We start from the raw sequence: 16,790 nt of genomic DNA on the forward strand, positions 1-16,790 counted from the left end.
AGCTAAAATGATTACTCATCTTAGCTACTCTTCTTTTACTTCACCATTCTCGACTCTGTTTTATCGAAATATTGCTTACCAATCTGCAATTTCTCTCCATAAAGTTCGTTAATAGTTACAAATTCGAAACCTTGACTTTTCAGTTGTTTCAACGTTTCATCTAAGCTCGCAGCAGTTGTTTTATGAATATCATGCATTAGCACAATCGCTCCGTCCGTTGCACCAGCAAGGACTCTTTGAGTAACTACTTTTGCGTTTTTATTTTTCCAATCTTCTGTATCAACAGACCACTGAATAATCGGAAGTCCAATTTCATCAGCAACCTTTTTGTTTACTGCGCCATAAGGAGGACGCATTGTCGTTGGAAAATAACCTGTTTGATCAAAAACAACTTTTTGTGTTTGTAGAATCTGGTTGTAAACTTCTTGTTCCGATAGTTTAGTTAACTGTGGATGGTCCCATGAGTGACTACCAACTTGGTGCCCTTCATCTAATTCACGTTTTACTAAACCTGGATTTTGCACAACACTAGAGCCAAGTACAAAGAATGTCGCTTTTACATCATAGCGTTTCAATGTATCTAGTACGCCTGGTGTTACTGAAGCGCTTGGACCATCATCAAAAGTAAGTGCAATACGTTTGTTTGTTTTTGCTTTTGGTATTTCTGGGACTTTTACGCTGCTTGGTAAGTAACGTTTATTCACAGAACTAGCAATGTCAGCAAGTTTTAGATTTACTTTTTTCGGTCCAGAAATCCCTGGTGCTTCAACTGGTACAATTAGTTCCGAGTTAGTAAGTTCAAAATCAGTTTGATCCCATTTCACTAAGCTCTTTATTCCTCCGAGTTTCCCAACATCTTTTAAAGGAATGTCCCCTGTTTTAATAAGTTCTTGCTCTGCTGCAGTCTTTAAATTTAATTTTGTTTCGTCATTTTTTATTAACACATCCCCAAGTGTTAACAGAGCGCCTGTTTTGGCGTCAGTGACAATGTTTTTGCAAATATCTTTTTTGTCCTTAAGTACAAATTTAGTTTTACCTTCTTTTACGTACTCAGATTGGACAGCTTTGTAAGATACTACTTGCTCGGCCATTTTCTGCTTTTGATAAGTGTAAAAAATAATCCCTTGCTTATCTTTATCTCTGTTTAATTTCTTTATTTCTGCAGATTTAGCCTTTTCAATTTCTTTCTGGATAATTTCGTTGTCTTGTTTCGTGGAAGTTTTAGGAATATAAGAAATAATTTCTACTCCGTCCTCTTTCTTATCCAAGCGGCGAAAATTACCTCCATCTTGGTCTTTCATTAGTCTATCCATCTGCATTATTACTTTGTTGCGCGACTTTGAAAATTGGTATTTTTGGAACCCTATGACACCAACAAAAACCACGGCAATAATGAGAATCGTAACTAGTGAAACTTTAATCCACCTTATTTTCACATTATGCACCTCACCTTTAGAAAAACCTTCCCCAGTTTTTCGTATAAAACAATTATACATGAAAAAAAACAAGTTTCTAGTTTTTGTACTAAAATAGGAAAATAGAACCAACAGAATCGTAACATTTGTTACAAAAAAGACACGGATAAAGTGGGAGCTTTTTTCCGTGTCCAATTTATAGTTACAGGATTACCCCTGAGAACTAGCATATTGTGAAATATTTCACTATTTATTCTACCGTAAAAAAACGTATTTCGCAAATATTAAATAACGTTTCTACGGCAGGTTATTATTTATCCTAAAGCTACGTCTAAAACCATCATAACTGCAAAACCAGCCATAGTTGCAGCCGTTGCTAAATCGGCTGAACCTTCCACTTGAGATTCAGGTATTAGCTCTTCCACAATCACGAAAATCATCGCTCCAGCGGCAAATGCAAGCGCAAATGGCAGGATAGGTGTAACAAAAACAACTAAAACAGCACCGATAACGGCAAAAATCGGCTCAACTACTGCAGATAACTGTCCGTACCAAAAGCTCTTCCCTCTTGATAAACCTTCCCCGCGTAATGGAATCGAAACAGCTGCTCCCTCTGGAAAATTTTGAATACCGATTCCAAGTGCTAATACAATAGCAGTAATAAGCGTTTCCGTATCACCGGTTATGACAGCCCCAAAAGCCACACCAACAGCCGCGCCTTCTGGAATATTATGAATCGTAATCGAAAGCACTAACAAAATACTTTTTCGAAGTGATGTTTTAGGTCCTTCTTTTGCTTGTTCAGGAAATCCAAAATGCAAGTGAGGAATAATGCGATCAATGACTCGTAAAAATATGCCCCCGAGTAAAAAACCGACTAAAGCTGGCACAAAAGAAAATTTCCCTAAATCCTTGCTCATTTCGATTGCAGGTGCAAGAAGTGACCAAAAACTAGCTGCGAGCATAACACCAGCAGCAAAACCGAGCATTACATTGCCCCATTTTTTATTTAAATTTTTAAAGAAAAACACGAGTGAAGCTCCCGCTGCTGTACAAGCCCAGGTGAAGATTCCTGCTAGTAATGCTAAAAGTACCGGGTTTAGCGTCGATAAGTAACTTAACAATTCACTTTCTCCCTTTTCTATCTATATTATTTACCAGACCAACCTTGTTTAAATCCTCGAGTAAAGGCACGAGACTTGTTTACCCCAGTTTTTACAGCCCAAATCGAACCATAAATAGAAACTTTAGCTACAGTTCCTGCAATTTCTCCAGTTTTACGTGCAACTTTTTCTGTTTTAGCGCCAATTTCTGCGCCGATTTCTTCTATTGGTTTCGTCATCTATAAGCACCTCCAAAACGCTTGTCTTTCCTTCATCATAAAGCAATCATCTGTATTATTCAAGAGGGTTCTTTTTTGCCATTTTTTGTAGTATACTCCTGTTGAAAGCTTAAAAAAGGAGGATGATTGCTATTAAAAACAACTTAAAAGAACTTGGCAAACTTGCCTTTTATCTGATTCCAATTAGCTTATTACTAGCATTTATCGGTCCTGTTTTGGTTTTTTTAAATTTCAACAGCACCTTTTTTTCTAATATAATATGGATGAAATCTGTGACAATTTTTATGATTTTGATGCTTTTTATTGGAATTTTATGCAATGCCTTAGCAGAACGTACAAAAAAATAGTTTTTTTACTTAAACCCTCTTGTGCACAACCTCACATTATGCCTATAATAAATCGTTAGACAAAAAAAGGGAGAGGGAGTTTTTTATGACGGGATTTGGGACAATACTGTTTCTAGTAGGTATTGGTGTGTTGATTTATGGGCTTATAAGTTTTAGAAAGAAAAAATGGCCACGTAGAAAAACGCAAATTGTAATTATTAGTTCGATTTTAGCTATTTTTATTGGCGCTGCTATTGTGCCGAGTGAGAAAGAGGAAGCATCCACAGAGAAACCTAAGCAAGAAGAAAAAACAAAGAAAGTTACAGTTGAACCACTTTTAAAAGCAGAAAAGACCTTTAAAACAACGGATGACGGAGCTATTGTTGTCGAAGGAAAAACAAACCCTGGCGCTGAAGTAACGCTAGATTTTATTGATAATCCAGATGCAACTGCAACCGCAGACGAGGACGGAAAATTCAGCCTTCGTGTAAATGAACTTGACCGGGCCCAAGATGCTGTTCTTTCTATTACTATTGATGGAAAAACGAAAGAACAAACACTATCATTAGAAATGAGCCCCGGTTACACGAAAAAGCTTGCTGATAAAGCTGAAGCCGAGCGTGTTGCTGCTGAAAAAGCTGAGGCAGAGCGAGTAGAACGTGAACGAGTTGCCGCAGAAGAAAAACGAATTGCAGATGAAAAAGCTGCCGCTGAAAAAAGAACTGCCGATGCAAAAGCCGCTGCCGAAAAAGCTGCCGCCGAAAAGAAAGCTGCTGAGGCAAAACGAGCTGAAGCAAAACGCTCTGCTCCGAAACCAGATACAAGTAATAAACAAGGCGAAATGGTTTATATCACTGCAACTGGCAAAAAATACCATTACGACCAAAACTGTCGTGGTTTAAACAACTCAAACGGCGAAACAGCTGTAACCATTGCAGAAGCTAAATCTAGAAACTTATCACTATGTAAATTCGAGCAATAAAAATAAAAGCAAAATTTCTTATTACGAGAAATTTTGCTTTTTATATTGGTTTTTAATTGAAAAATAGCTGGATTCATGGTAAATTTATAAAGATATAATCGCTTAAACAGACTTATGTAAAGCAATCCCTACTTTAATTATATAACATTGCCGCTTTACAGTCAAGAATTTATTTTTGCGAAAATTTGGGAGGGAACGAAATGACGTCATACGTATTGAAATTTCAGGAAACCAACAAATCAAATGAAGCCTTAGTTGGTGGCAAAGGAATGAATTTAAGCGAGTGCGCAAAGATTCAAGGCGTGCGCGTACCAGCCGGTTTTTCCGTTACGACCGAAGCATACAAAGAAACCGTAGCAGAAAATCATGAATTCAAACAACTCCTGGAACAACTCACACTCCAAGAAAACGAAAACACAGCAACCATCCGTGAAATTAGCGCAAAGATTCGCACACTCATTCAAAATATCCCGATTGCTCCAGAAATCAGCGTTGAAATTGATGCTGCTATTATGAACATCGATGCGAGCGCGGCATTTGCTGTCCGCTCTAGCGCTACCGCCGAAGACCTCCCTCATACTTCCTTTGCTGGGCAACATGATACTTATTTAAATATTATTGGTAGAGATGAAATACTGCGCCATATTAGTAAATGCTGGGCTTCTTTATTTACCGAGCGTGCTATTATTTACCGAAACGAAAACCATTTTGAACATAGCAAGGTGCATTTGGCTGTAGTTGTTCAACAAATGATTTTCCCTGAAGCTTCTGGCATCCTATTCACCGCAGATCCAATCACGTCTAATCGAAAATCGCTAGCTATTGATGCAAGTTTCGGCTTAGGTGAGGCTCTAGTTTCCGGTTTAGTGTCAGCAGATTCCTATACCGTCCAAGAAAATACTATTACAAATAAAATCATTGCCACTAAAAAAATCGCCATATATGGGTTAAAAGAAGGGGGAACAGAAACAAAGCAACTGGAGCCATCCAAGCAAACAGCACAAACATTAACCGATGAACAAATTTTAACCTTAGCTAAACTTGGCAGAACCGTAGAAACTCATTTTAATAAACCACAAGATATTGAATGGTGTTTGGCTGAGGGGCGATTTTATATTGTTCAAAGTCGTCCGATTACTACGCTTTATCCAGTTCCTGAGGTGGACGAGCCAGGAAATCGGGTCTATATATCTGTGGCTCATCAACAAATGATGACTGATGCAATGAAGCCACTTGGTCTTTCCTTTTATTTAATGACAACCCCTGCTTCGATGTATCCAGCTGGTGGAAGATTATTCGTGGATATTACCCAAAGCCTATCCTCCCCCACTTCAAGAGATATGATGGTAAATACACTTGGCGCGTCTGACCCATTAATTAAAGATGCTCTTTTGACAGTTATTAATAAAAAAGATTTCTTGCCACCATTACCTGTGGAAAACACACCCAATCATGCGACCGCACCAGGCAAACCACCCGTACGAAATATTCCTGATCCCGCTGTCGTTTTTGAATTAGTAAAAAATAGTGAAGCATCCATTAACCAACTTAATGAGACGATTAAAACGAAATCAGGTTCCGCCTTATTTGATTTCATTGTAGAGGACCTTCTGGAGCTTAAAAGCGTTTTATTTAACCAGACAAGCATTGATGCAATTATGGCTGGTATGGACGCGTCTGCATGGTTAAACGAGCATATTAGCAAATGGCTTGGTGAAAAAAACGTAGCAGATACACTTTCTGAATCCGCACCCAATAATATTACTTCACAGATGGGCTTAGAATTGTTAGATGTAGCCGATGCTATTCGACCGTATCCTGCTGTTAGAAGCTATTTAGAACAAACTAAAAATCCAGATTTCTTAGCTGATTTAGCTCATTTAGAAGGTGGTAATGAAGCAAAACATGCAATAGAAGCCTATTTAGAAAAATACGGAATGCGCTGTGCCGGCGAAATCGACTTAACAAAAATGCGCTGGATTGAAAACCCGCTAGCGCTCGTTCCATTAATTTTGAGTAATATTAAAAATTTCGAACCAAATGCAAGTAAACACAAGTTCGAACAAGGCAAAAAAGAAGCGCGCGAAAAAGAACAAACCCTTTTAAAACAGTTAGAAGAGCTTCCAGACGGGGCTGAAAAAGCGGCCGAAACAAAAAAGAAAATCGATACTTTACGTAATTTCATCGGCTATCGCGAGTATCCAAAATACGGAATGATTAATCGTTACTTTATTTATAAGCGCGCGTTACTCCGAGCTGGCGAAGAGCTTGTGAGAAGTGGAGTTATCTCAGAAAAAGAAGATATTTATTTCCTTTATTTTGATGAATTACGCAAAGTTGTACGTACAAATAAAGCTGATTACCAACTGATTAATACTAGAAAAAGCGATTTTGCTTCTTATGAAAAATTGACGCCACCGCGGATTCTTACATCGGACGGCGAAATGATTAGCGGGCAATATCACCGCGAAAACCTTCCGGAGAGCGCGATTCTCGGTCTGCCTGTTTCATCGGGTGTGGTTGAAGGTCGGGCACGCGTTATTTTGAATATGGAAAAAGCTGATTTAGAAGATGGCGATATTTTAGTTACAGCTTTTACCGACCCAAGCTGGACTCCGGCGTTTGTTTCAATTAAAGGGCTTATCACCGAAGTTGGCGGACTGATGACGCACGGAGCAGTAATTGCTCGGGAATATGGCCTCCCTGCTGTTGTTGGTGTCGAAAATGCCACTAAAATTATACAGGATGGCGCACGTATTCGAATAAATGGAACAGAAGGATATATCGAACTCCTTGATTAAATAAAAAACAGCAAGCCCCAAATACTGGGCTTGCTGTTTTTTAATTTGGCACAATTAAATCTGTATCAGGATCTTTGCTATCTTTCTGTGTTGATTTTATTTCCACGAATACTTTATGGGGTAAACAAACAATGGTATCACCAGCTTTAGATTTCCAGCCCATTTTCACACCAACTTGGTCAGGGCTGTTGTCTTCTTTGATGCGAATTCGCTCGCCGTCTACTTCCATCAAATTATATTGTGCGCCTTTTCCTTTAATCGTAAATTGCTCATTTCCTTTATGACCTGTTAGCGGAATTTCCCGAATCACTTTGCCATTTTGTGAAATGATTGCTACGACTTCATCGCCGGTATTTTTAGCCTCAGCAACGGAAAATAACAATAGTGGTAAAAACGAACCCAAAATCAGTGCAACGATAATTACAAAATCAAATGGGCGTACCATTTTCATATATTGGCGCATTTCTTCTCCTATCTAGCCGTTATGATTAGCATTAAAATCTAAACTAACCCCTGGCTCATCAAATGCAATTTCGGTCACATCGTAAGTAAGACGTTTAATATAATCAATTAGTGGATTTGATAAACCTTCCACATCTTTTGCTTCTAAGTCAGAAAATTGACCAAAAAAGTCTTTTAACTGGATAATACGGCTAATTCGACCGTCAATCCGGAAATTTTCAAGAACTAGTAAAAACGGAATCGTGATTTTAAAAATCTTACCTTTAGCCATTAATTCTACGTTTCCATCAACTGGTTCTACTTCATGGACTTCTAATTCAATTTTGTTTTCGACCGGTTGATTTTCTTCCATCGTTGTTTCAAAGTTGTATTTCTCTACGACAATTTTATTAGTTACAATATCCATAAATTCACCTCATCAATAATATGTATAACTGTATACTACACGATAAATAAGTTAGTGACAAATAGGTACTAACAAGTGATTTCTATTCGATTGCCTTCTGGATCAAGAACTACACTTTCATAGTAGCCGTCTCCAGTTGTTCTCGCCTCACCAGCGACACTAAAACCCGCTTGTCTTATTTTTTCTGTTAGTTCATCCACGGCTTCTTTTGAGTCTGTCGCAACTGCAATATGTGCCCAGCCTAGACTTTCGCCGGTGTTTTTTCCAGCAACATCGATGCGGCTCATAATTTCCAGCCTTGCCCCACTTTTAAAAGAGAGAAAATAGGATTTGAAGCCTTTTGTTTTATTTTCGTATAACTCATTGGCTGTTGCACCAAAATAAGTCACATAAAATTGTTTCATTTTTTCTAAATCTTTTGTCCATAAAGCTACATGTTCTATTTTCATTTAAATTCCTCCTAATTATAAGAAAATGGCTGCTGATATCCAGTATACCACTGCCGCTAAGAGTCCAGCTAATGGTAATGTGATGAACCAGGTGACCACCATATTTTTACCTGTACGCCAGTTTACTTCTTTTTTATGATTAGCTGTTCCAACACCCATAATTGAGCTATCGATTACTTGCGTTGTGCTCACTGGTAAATGGATTAAAGTAGCTGACATGATTACCGAAAGCGAACTTAAATCCGAAGCTACTCCTGTTACTGGTGTAATTTTCATAATCTTTGTTCCAACTGTTTTGATAATCCGGTAACCACCGACAGATGAACCGATCGCCATGGAAGCCGCACAACTAACTTGAACCCAAAACGGAATTCCAGCTGATTCTTTTAAAAGTCCACTTGCAACTAAAGCTAGCGTGATAATCCCCATTGTTTTTTGGGCATCATTCGTACCGTGAGAATATGCTTGAACGGCAGCAGTTCCAATTTGAATAAAACGAAAACGCCGATTCATTTTACCAAGTTTTTTATCATGAAAAAGGGTTTTAAAGAGCGAATATATTAAATAGCCGACTGTAAAACCAATGATTGGCGAAATTATTAACGCGATAATAATCGTGGTAAATCCAGACCAATTAAGCACGCTAAAACTACTAGCAGAAGCAATAGAAGCACCTGCTATCGCACCAATAAGAGCGTGCGAGGAACTACTCGGCATCCCAACAAGCCAAGTCATCAAATTCCAAATCACCGCAGCAATTAAACCACATAAAACCACAAATTCTCCGTTATTTAATGAAAAAGGATCCACTATACTCTTTGTAAGCGACTCGGCTACTCCTGTAAAAGAAATCGCTCCTAAAAAGTTCATCACAGCAGCAATCCCAATCGCCACACGTGGTTTTAACGCTCTAGTGGAAATACTCGTAGCAACGGCATTGGCAATATCGTGAAACCCATTTATAAAATCAAACGCTAACCCCATTATAACGATAATAACCGTTATTAAAATAACCGTATCCATTCAACAGTTCCCCTTGTCGAGATTCACTTTTTTATAGTCTATACCCCTTTTATGTAAATATAAAAAGAATCTGCTCCATATTTGGTAGCAGATTCTTACAGATGTTATTAAAATTCTTGCCAGTTGTCCATATCATATTGATATTCATTGTCATAATCGTAGTTATAATCGTTCATCATATTATGCATTCCGCCATCGTTTGCTACGAAAAATAGCAAGAAAATGCAGGCAATAATGACGATAAAGGTATTTACTACCGCTACACCAATCCCACTAATAAGTAGACCTAAGTTTTTTCTCATTACCTCGCCTTTTGTACGAACGATAAGATAAATAACTAGAATAATAATTACATTGATGAAAATCATTAATAGGCACCACAGAATCGCATTCATACCGCGTTGTTCTGCATCTTTATAAATCCAAATAGCTAATAGCACTTTTGCTGCGAGTCCTAGAAACATAGCAAAAATCAAAAATATTGGAAAGAAGACTGCTATTCCCATTTTATCCCCTCATTTTCTCTAAAATTTGTTTTGTATTCCTTTTTTGTAAGAGTTAAAATTCCTGCGATTAAAAATAGAATACCTTGTATTGAAAAAACTTGCAATCCTCCTAAAACGATAAAACAAACAGCAATTGTTTTTACTTTAGAGCTGTTATTTTTAATTTTAAAAGCTCCAATAAATCCAAAAACAGCTGATGCTACTGTAAAAATCACCGCAATAATAGAAAAGAAAGTAAATATCCAAGACATAATCATTTCTTCAGAACCACCATAAGTCATTGGTGAACCCGATAAAACAATTGCGCTAAATCCAAAAATTAACGCATATAATGCTGCTGCAAAAAAAGTGATGATACTAAAAGAAGCGCCTATTATAAGCAAAATAAATTCTGTTTGTCTATTCATTAAATCCTCCATCTGTATAATTATCCTCCTTACTAGTGTACCATGAAATCGCCTTTGACCAAATGGTAAAATCAAAAAGTTCACTAAAACTTCATCAAAAAAGCTACTTCCTTGATAAAAAGGAGGTAGCTTTTACTTTTTCTTTAAAATATCGTTCGCTAAACTAGTAAAATCCGTAAAATCTTTTAAAGCCGCAAGTTTTTCACCGTACTCTTCGCGAACTAATTCCACAAGTAATTCATAAATATTGATTGCTTCTTCGTAATCATTTTTACTAATACATAATAAAAAGACAGCGTGAACAGATTGTTTTTGATCCCATTTAATCGGATTATCTAAAATTCTGATGACGATTTTCGTTTCTTTAGCCATTAAACCTAGAGGATGCGGGATGGCGATTCCAGTTCCGAGTACCGTTGAACCGAGCCGTTCCCTTTCAATTACAGAATTCAAAAACTCGTCGCCAACAATATTTTTGTTTTTTAGTGACTCAACCATCTCTTCCAAAATCGCTGTCTTATTAGTAAGCGTACTTCTCGCAAAAAATGCAGCGTCAAAAAAGGAAGATAAGAAGCCTCGATTAGGGTCAGTCTGCTCCTCGATAATCGCTCCAAGCATTTTTAATTCTTCGTTCGTCGGGATATTGCTAATTTTAATAACTGGTTTATTTTTTTCTGGAATTCTGACGGTGGAAAGAATAATATCTTCTTCAATATGAATAAAACGATTATATTCTTGAATGGAAACAACTTTAGTAATGTCTAAATTACTTACGGCTGATTTTACTTTCGCTTCGACAATTCGTGCAGTTCCAAATCCCGAACCACACACAATGAGCGCTGATTTATGGCGATAATAGGATATTTGATAGTTTCGTTCCAATGATGCCCCGATATGAAGCGCCAAATAAGCTAATTCATTTTGATTAATATCGTATGGATAATCTTTTTTTAGTGATTCTACTGCATCTAGCGTGATTTCGTAAGCCAGTGGGTAGTATCGTTTAATATGCTCGGTCATTGGATTTTTTACAGTCATATGATATTTCACGCGATATAGCATGGAATGAATGTGTGCGATCAAATCTTTTTTTAACTGTAAATCATCTTGCAAACGATAAAAATATTGCGATTCAATCCGATTTAACATCCCTTCAATATAGGCATAATCATCGAATTCGCTAATTTCTTTATCTTCCACATTCAAAATCCGTTTACTAGCAATTTGGAGAAGTAAATAGTTTTTGTCCCCTTCTGAGATTTCAATTTCAAAAAGAGAAGCTAGAATGCCAGCTAAATTATTTGCGATTGTGATTTCTTCTTCGCTAACATCTGTTAATTCAAATTGTTCTAAAGAATGCCCTAGTTCAATTCGCTCTACTAAAATCATCATATGTAAGAGCAAATTTTGAAGTGCTTCATCTGTAAAACGAATGTTGTTTGCAAAAAAATAATCCGTCACGGCTGACATTAACTTTTGCAACTTTTCTTTTTGTTTATGCCACTCAAAAAATGTTTCTAAGTAGGACTCTGGGGCTTTTTTCGAGGCAATCAGAGCCGTTAGTGTGTAGCGCATTTTTTCTTCTTCTCCAACAATTTTCACGCCACTTCCTGGTTTTGAGACGAGCGTTAAATCATAAGATGCGATAACTGTTCGGACTTGTTTCATGTCATTAGAGATCGTCGCACGACTAGCAAAAAGGGTGTCTGCCAAATCTTCTAATTTAATATAATCAGCGCTAGAAAGTAGTAAGAATATCTCGTATTTCACGCGTTCTTCCGGGTTATCCAAGTCAAAATAATCCGCATTTTTTGGTTTATTTTTGTCGGCCTGAAATGCTTCAAAGGCAGTGGGATCAAGGATTTCTATTTTATATCCCGCGCCCCTAGTTAAGGTAATGGTTGCTCCGTTTGTTTCGAGGAATTCGGTTAATTTGGCTATGTCCGTCCGGATTGTTCGTTCTGAAATATGTAAATCTTGGCTGAGTTTCTGAGCTGACAGGTGGCTACCCGCATCAAGGAGCATGCCATATAGTGTTTCTAAACGTTTATAAGCGAAATATCCCATCATAAGCAGCTCCTTTTTGAGGTAGTTAAACTTTACTTTTCAAATAAATATGTTTGCACTTTAGCGTGTGTTAAGGTTGTTATTGTTTCAGCTTCATTGCTTTCATCCAAGTGACGTTCTTTGCCTTGGAAAATTTCTGGGATGGCAATTTCTTTTTGTAAATAAGGGTTGAAAAAGCGGGTAATGAAGGCATCACTATCCTCGGCTTTTTTCACTGCACTAATAATCGCCCCATCTATCACTGGGAGTCCCAAGCTATACGTGCTGTCTAATGTTTTTTCTTCGTCGCGATATACGTAAATCAACCGACCATTAAGAAAATCAGACATTTGGTAAACTGGTGGATTTGATAAGTATTCTTTTGCTTTTTTCGCAATGTTTGCTTCGTCAAAAGAACTTTCAAATAAGGTTAGCGCAAATGTGGCGTTTATTTCGCCGAGTAATTGAGCATCAGGTGTTTCAACGATTGATTCACCGGAAGCACGACCAGGACGGTACAGTAAATCCGTTTTACCCATATGACTAAATGTGCGGAATAATGTTAGCGAAATCGTATCATAATTTTCACCAATGATTTCATATTCGCGCACGCCTTCTGTCATTACGGCAACACCGTGCGATTCATCATGTAAACTTACGAAGCTTTGCATTGCTTCAATCGAAATGGGTGCTTCTTGCCATTCTTCCGCTTCCCATACGTCCATTTCTGGCAGTCGTACAGGACGGTTGATTGGGGCGAATAATTGGTCAGCTGTGGAAAATTTGCTAGCTATTTCAGTTGCGAAAGTGACGCATAAACGATGGCTCAGTACTTGGTTGATAACTTGCACATCAAAGCGAATAAGCTCTTCGCTTTTTCGTAAAGAAATTAACGTTTTGATTGTCATTTCTTTTGTTTTTTCACCATTTGCACGTTCTTCTAGATTATACGGTACATTTAACTTGAAGGAAATAGTTAAAGTTTGGTTAATGCCCGATACACTTGCCTCTACGCTATCTATTATCGCTTCTTTAGATGAAATTAATAGATCTTTACGCGGCGGTGAATAATTGTAGGAATCTCCGTCATCACCATTTTCCACAAAAATCATTTGGTCTGTGTAGGTTCTTCCGGATTTCTTATCATAGATTGTTAATGAATTATTATCTGCTAACTGAATTTTGTAAAACTCATTTTCGATTTTTGTTTCAGCAGATTGTTTTGGTTGTTGTTCAGCTACTTCTTTTTCTAAATTAAAGTAGATTGTGTCATATCCAAGCGCTGGAATGCTGTTCACATCGACTAGCATCGTTGCTAAAAAGACTTTTTCTGGTAAATAAACTGGTTTGCTTGGGTTCAGATAAATATGTTGATTTAAGACATATTCCGTTAAGTCCTTTTTCTCTAGAATGGTGTATTCAAGCGTGTTTCCTCGCGTATCTTCTATGGTGAAATTGTCTTCTGGGATATACGCGGTCATTTTAATCACGCCGCTTTTTTCGTATGGCAGTGGGTTGAAAACGGTAAATTGGAATGGTTGTTTTTGTGCGATTTTTTCGCTAATTAGACGCATGTTTAAATCGAGTAAATTGGTTGCTAAATCCGAAGCCAATTTATAGCGATGTTTGACGTCGCGGTTAGTCGTGTCACTGTTACAGCCGCCAATGCTATCGTGCGCAGCATTTTCAAACATCAGTTTCCAAATTTCCGCGAGCTCATTGTGTGGATAGTGATTTCCAAGTGAGTAGCTTATCGACAGAACCGGCTCTAGCACATTGCTTAAAAAGTTTTCGATTTCATTATTTGCTTGTTTTAAATCTGCCCGAGTGGAGAAAATCGATTTGTGCAGACGGCTATGTTTACCTTCTGTTAATTCCCCAGCAATGACTGGCAAATCAGTTACATCTTTTTCTAAATCAGCAAAAAATGTTTCTGGAGAAGCGATTTGGTATTCACGCGAATGATCTAATTCATTAAATTTCGCAACTAATTCTGGTAAGTTTTTTCTGACTGGCGCTTGGTCTAAGCCGTTCGGGAAGTATACGTTTGGCGTGGATGCTTTTTCTTCTAAAGCGCCAATTTGCTCATCCAAATACGTTTTTAGTTCCGCTTCATTTTCCGGAATGTTCGCTCCGTAGTAGTAGCCGAATGGGATTTGTTCTGCTAGCATTTCTGTTCCATCATCACCGCGCCAGATAAATTCGGTTTGTTTCAAGCGATTATCGGCAACCCCGCGCCAAAATAGAAACTTGGAAATCCCAAATTCTTTATAAATTTGCGGCATATTTCCACCTTGTCCGAATGCATCGGGGACATAGCCGACAGCCATACTATGTCCCATTTCGCGAGCGATTCTCGTTCCATAGAGCAAGTTTCTAACGATTGATTCTTGTGAAATGACTAATTGGTCCGTTTGTGTATACCAAGGCCCTGTAATAAGCCGTTTTTCAGCAATAAGTTTTTCTAATCTTGTTTTATCTTCGGGGCAGTAGCGTAAATAATCTTCTATTAAAGAACTTTGGGCATCCATTAAGTAAAAATGGTAATCGTCTTTCGCTTCTAAAGTTTCAATCACTTCTTTTAAATGCTTCACTAAATAGATTGTCGAACGGCTTGAAGTGAAATACCATTCTCTATCCCAGTGCGAATGCGGAATTACATGTACTTTCGTTTTAGCCATTTTAATTAAATCCTCCAACTATTATTTAATCTCTATTTCATCAAAACTAATATCAATATCATCTACAGCATCATCTGCAGCAGCTGTTTCTTCTTCGGTGAAATTCACGAATAAGTTAGCGCAGATTCCGATGATAAATGCACCAACCAAGCCACCAACTAAGTAAGCCCAGCCGTTACCAATGGTGAAGAAACCATACATTCCACCAATCGGCGGCATTTTCACATAAGCGCCAAGTCCCATTGTTACTGCACTACCAATCGCACAGGCAATTACATTTAGCGGAATTAATTTACCAGGGCTACGTAGTGTAAATGGAATCGCACCTTCTGTAACGCCAATCAGTCCCATAATTAGTGCACCATTTCCAGCTTCTTTGAATGTAGTAGAATAATTCTTTTTGCGTAAAAGTGTAGCAATTCCGTAGCCAAGTGGCGGAATACAAATTGCGACATTAATCATGATCGAAGGTAGGTAAATGCCACTCATAAATAGCGCATTCCCAGCCATCCAAGCAGCTTTGTTTACCGGTCCACCAAGGTCAAAACCAATCATAGCTCCTAAAATAAGTGCGAGAATAATGACGTTTGTATCGTTTTTACACATTTCAGTTACCCAATCAAGTAACGTTTGGTTTAACCAACCAAGTGGTCCGCCGAGAATCAGTGACATCAGTATCCCCGTGGCACCAACTGTGATAAGTGGCAAAATAATTAGTGGTAAAGAACTAGCAGCAGGTCCAGTGATTCGGACATGTTTTTTCACCCAGTTTGTTAACCAACCTGCGAAGAAACCAGCAACAACGGCACCTAAGAAACCAGCATTTGTACTAGTAGCAAGGACTCCGCCGACAAAACCAGCAGCAAGAGCCGGTTTCCCAGCGATAGAATAAGCAATATATCCCGCAAGTACTAAGTTAAGTAAGCCAATTGCCGCCCAACCTACATTTTGGAATAAGTAAACGTAATGATAAAATCCGCTTGCATCTGCGTAGGCATCTAGATTTGTAACCCCGCCGATAATCCCAATCAATTTTGCAACAGCTACAACAAGTGACCCTGCGATAATGACTGGTAGCGCGTAGGATATACCCGACATTAAGTGGTCTTTTGCTTCGTTTAATTTCCCTTTCATGACTTAGTTAGCCTCCTTTTGTTTACGTGCTTCAATTGCTGCAACTACTTTACTTAACACCGCTTCCCCGTTCGCAACACATTGACCAATTTTTACACGAACGACTGGTTTTCCTTTGAAACGATCTTCCCCGTCGATAACTTTATCTGCTGCGATGATAACTACATCTGCTGCGCTCACTTCGGCTGGCGTGATTTCATCAATTGTCCCCATTGCACCTTGTTGCTCAATTTTGACATCGTGACCCAATTTCACTCCGGCTTTTTCTAGTGCTTTGGCTGCCATTGGTGTATGTGCAAGCCCTGCAATACATGACGTAACTCCTACAACTTTCATATCAATTCTCCTTCCAAATTATCTTTCAAGTAATCCATCAGCTCATGTTCCGTTTGAATCGTTAAAATTTGTTCTTGAAACGCTTCTTCTAGTAAATTCACAGCCACACTTGATAAAATTTTCAAATGTTGCTGACTTGCCTCGCTTGCTGGAACTAATATCGCAAAAATGGCTTGTGCCTTAAAACCTTCTTTTGACTCCCAATCAATCGGTTCAACGAGACGAATGAAAAGCAGTTTTGCTTCTGATATTGCCTCTGTTTTCGCATGTGGAATGGCGATTAATTGTTGTACTGCTGTCGCGTATTCTTTTTCGCGCGCCCATAAGTCACGTTCTACCTGAGCTGAATTTGTTGTGATACCGATTTCTTCTGCCTTGTCTGCAATAAAAGCTAGCACTTCTTCTTTTGTGCTTAGATGCTGATTTAAAAATAATTGTTCTTCCGATACTATCATTTCGTCACCCCGTATTTTT

General features: G+C 38.2%; 16 protein-coding genes. 2 read left to right on the forward strand and 14 right to left on the reverse strand.

Annotated features, from left to right (window positions below; all coding sequences use genetic code 11):
• Window positions 1-35 precede the first annotated feature (35 nt).
• From AC4PG0_RS06295 to AC4PG0_RS06305, 3 genes are all read right to left on the reverse strand, one after another.
• The gene (locus tag AC4PG0_RS06295; protein WP_010990409.1) at window positions 36-1,436 is read right to left on the reverse strand and encodes a polysaccharide deacetylase family protein; all 1,401 of its coding nucleotides are present in this window, start codon (window positions 1,434-1,436) and stop codon (window positions 36-38) included.
• A 293-nt stretch (window positions 1,437-1,729) separates the two neighbouring features.
• Window positions 1,730-2,539 (reverse strand): ZIP family metal transporter, encoded by an 810-nt coding sequence (locus AC4PG0_RS06300; RefSeq protein ID WP_003765320.1) that lies wholly within the window; start codon window positions 2,537-2,539, stop codon window positions 1,730-1,732.
• 26 nt (window positions 2,540-2,565) lie between these two features.
• Complete coding sequence (locus AC4PG0_RS06305; RefSeq protein ID WP_003770394.1) at window positions 2,566-2,757, reverse strand: hypothetical protein; 192 nt, start codon at window positions 2,755-2,757, stop codon at window positions 2,566-2,568.
• Window positions 2,758-3,189: 432 nt separating this feature from the next.
• On the opposite strand from AC4PG0_RS06305, the gene AC4PG0_RS06310 reads away from it, so the two are divergent.
• Both AC4PG0_RS06310 and ppsA read left to right on the forward strand, forming a co-directional pair.
• The gene (locus AC4PG0_RS06310) at window positions 3,190-4,065 is read left to right on the forward strand and encodes a hypothetical protein (RefSeq protein WP_492167827.1); all 876 of its coding nucleotides are present in this window, start codon (window positions 3,190-3,192) and stop codon (window positions 4,063-4,065) included.
• 200 nt (window positions 4,066-4,265) lie between these two features.
• Entirely contained in the window at window positions 4,266-6,866 is a 2,601-nt protein-coding gene (ppsA, locus tag AC4PG0_RS06315) for a phosphoenolpyruvate synthase (RefSeq protein ID WP_003770388.1), read from the forward strand.
• A 40-nt stretch (window positions 6,867-6,906) separates the two neighbouring features.
• Here the strand turns inward: ppsA and AC4PG0_RS06320 are convergent, their stop codons facing one another.
• From AC4PG0_RS06320 to AC4PG0_RS06370, 11 genes are all read right to left on the reverse strand, one after another.
• A complete protein-coding gene (locus tag AC4PG0_RS06320) occupies window positions 6,907-7,329 on the reverse strand; it encodes a NusG domain II-containing protein (RefSeq protein ID WP_003760402.1) in 423 nt (140 codons plus the stop codon).
• 12 nt (window positions 7,330-7,341) lie between these two features.
• Entirely contained in the window at window positions 7,342-7,734 is a 393-nt protein-coding gene (locus AC4PG0_RS06325; protein ID WP_003770385.1) for a DUF1149 family protein, read from the reverse strand.
• A gap of 68 nt (window positions 7,735-7,802) precedes the next feature.
• Complete coding sequence (locus tag AC4PG0_RS06330) at window positions 7,803-8,183, reverse strand: VOC family protein (RefSeq protein ID WP_033533438.1); 381 nt, start codon at window positions 8,181-8,183, stop codon at window positions 7,803-7,805.
• 15 nt (window positions 8,184-8,198) lie between these two features.
• Window positions 8,199-9,206: an inorganic phosphate transporter gene (locus tag AC4PG0_RS06335; RefSeq protein ID WP_003770381.1), complete on the reverse strand. Its 1,008-nt coding sequence runs from the start codon at window positions 9,204-9,206 to the stop codon at window positions 8,199-8,201.
• A gap of 107 nt (window positions 9,207-9,313) precedes the next feature.
• Window positions 9,314-9,712 (reverse strand): hypothetical protein, encoded by a 399-nt coding sequence (locus AC4PG0_RS06340; protein ID WP_003770379.1) that lies wholly within the window; start codon window positions 9,710-9,712, stop codon window positions 9,314-9,316.
• On the reverse strand, window positions 9,703-10,119 hold the full coding sequence (locus tag AC4PG0_RS06345; RefSeq protein WP_033838212.1) for a DUF4064 domain-containing protein: 417 nt from the start codon (window positions 10,117-10,119) through the stop codon (window positions 9,703-9,705). Before AC4PG0_RS06345 ends, AC4PG0_RS06340 begins: the two co-directional genes overlap by 10 nt.
• A 132-nt stretch (window positions 10,120-10,251) precedes the next feature.
• Window positions 10,252-12,186 (reverse strand): BglG family transcription antiterminator, encoded by a 1,935-nt coding sequence (locus AC4PG0_RS06350; protein ID WP_194321478.1) that lies wholly within the window; start codon window positions 12,184-12,186, stop codon window positions 10,252-10,254.
• A 32-nt stretch (window positions 12,187-12,218) separates the two neighbouring features.
• Entirely contained in the window at window positions 12,219-14,846 is a 2,628-nt protein-coding gene (mngB, locus tag AC4PG0_RS06355) for a mannosylglycerate hydrolase (RefSeq protein ID WP_492167826.1), read from the reverse strand.
• A 21-nt stretch (window positions 14,847-14,867) separates the two neighbouring features.
• Complete coding sequence (locus AC4PG0_RS06360; RefSeq protein ID WP_003723113.1) at window positions 14,868-15,980, reverse strand: PTS fructose transporter subunit IIC; 1,113 nt, start codon at window positions 15,978-15,980, stop codon at window positions 14,868-14,870.
• A gap of 3 nt (window positions 15,981-15,983) precedes the next feature.
• Window positions 15,984-16,316, reverse strand: a complete 333-nt coding sequence (locus tag AC4PG0_RS06365; RefSeq protein WP_003729043.1) for a PTS fructose transporter subunit IIB — start codon at window positions 16,314-16,316, stop codon at window positions 15,984-15,986.
• The gene (locus AC4PG0_RS06370; protein ID WP_045553202.1) at window positions 16,313-16,771 is read right to left on the reverse strand and encodes a PTS sugar transporter subunit IIA; all 459 of its coding nucleotides are present in this window, start codon (window positions 16,769-16,771) and stop codon (window positions 16,313-16,315) included. The genes AC4PG0_RS06365 and AC4PG0_RS06370 overlap by 4 nt, the downstream gene beginning before the upstream one ends.
• Between the last annotated feature and the right edge of the window lie 19 nt (window positions 16,772-16,790).

This window comes from Listeria sp. MAN/IMW/UF464, assembly GCF_058683955.1.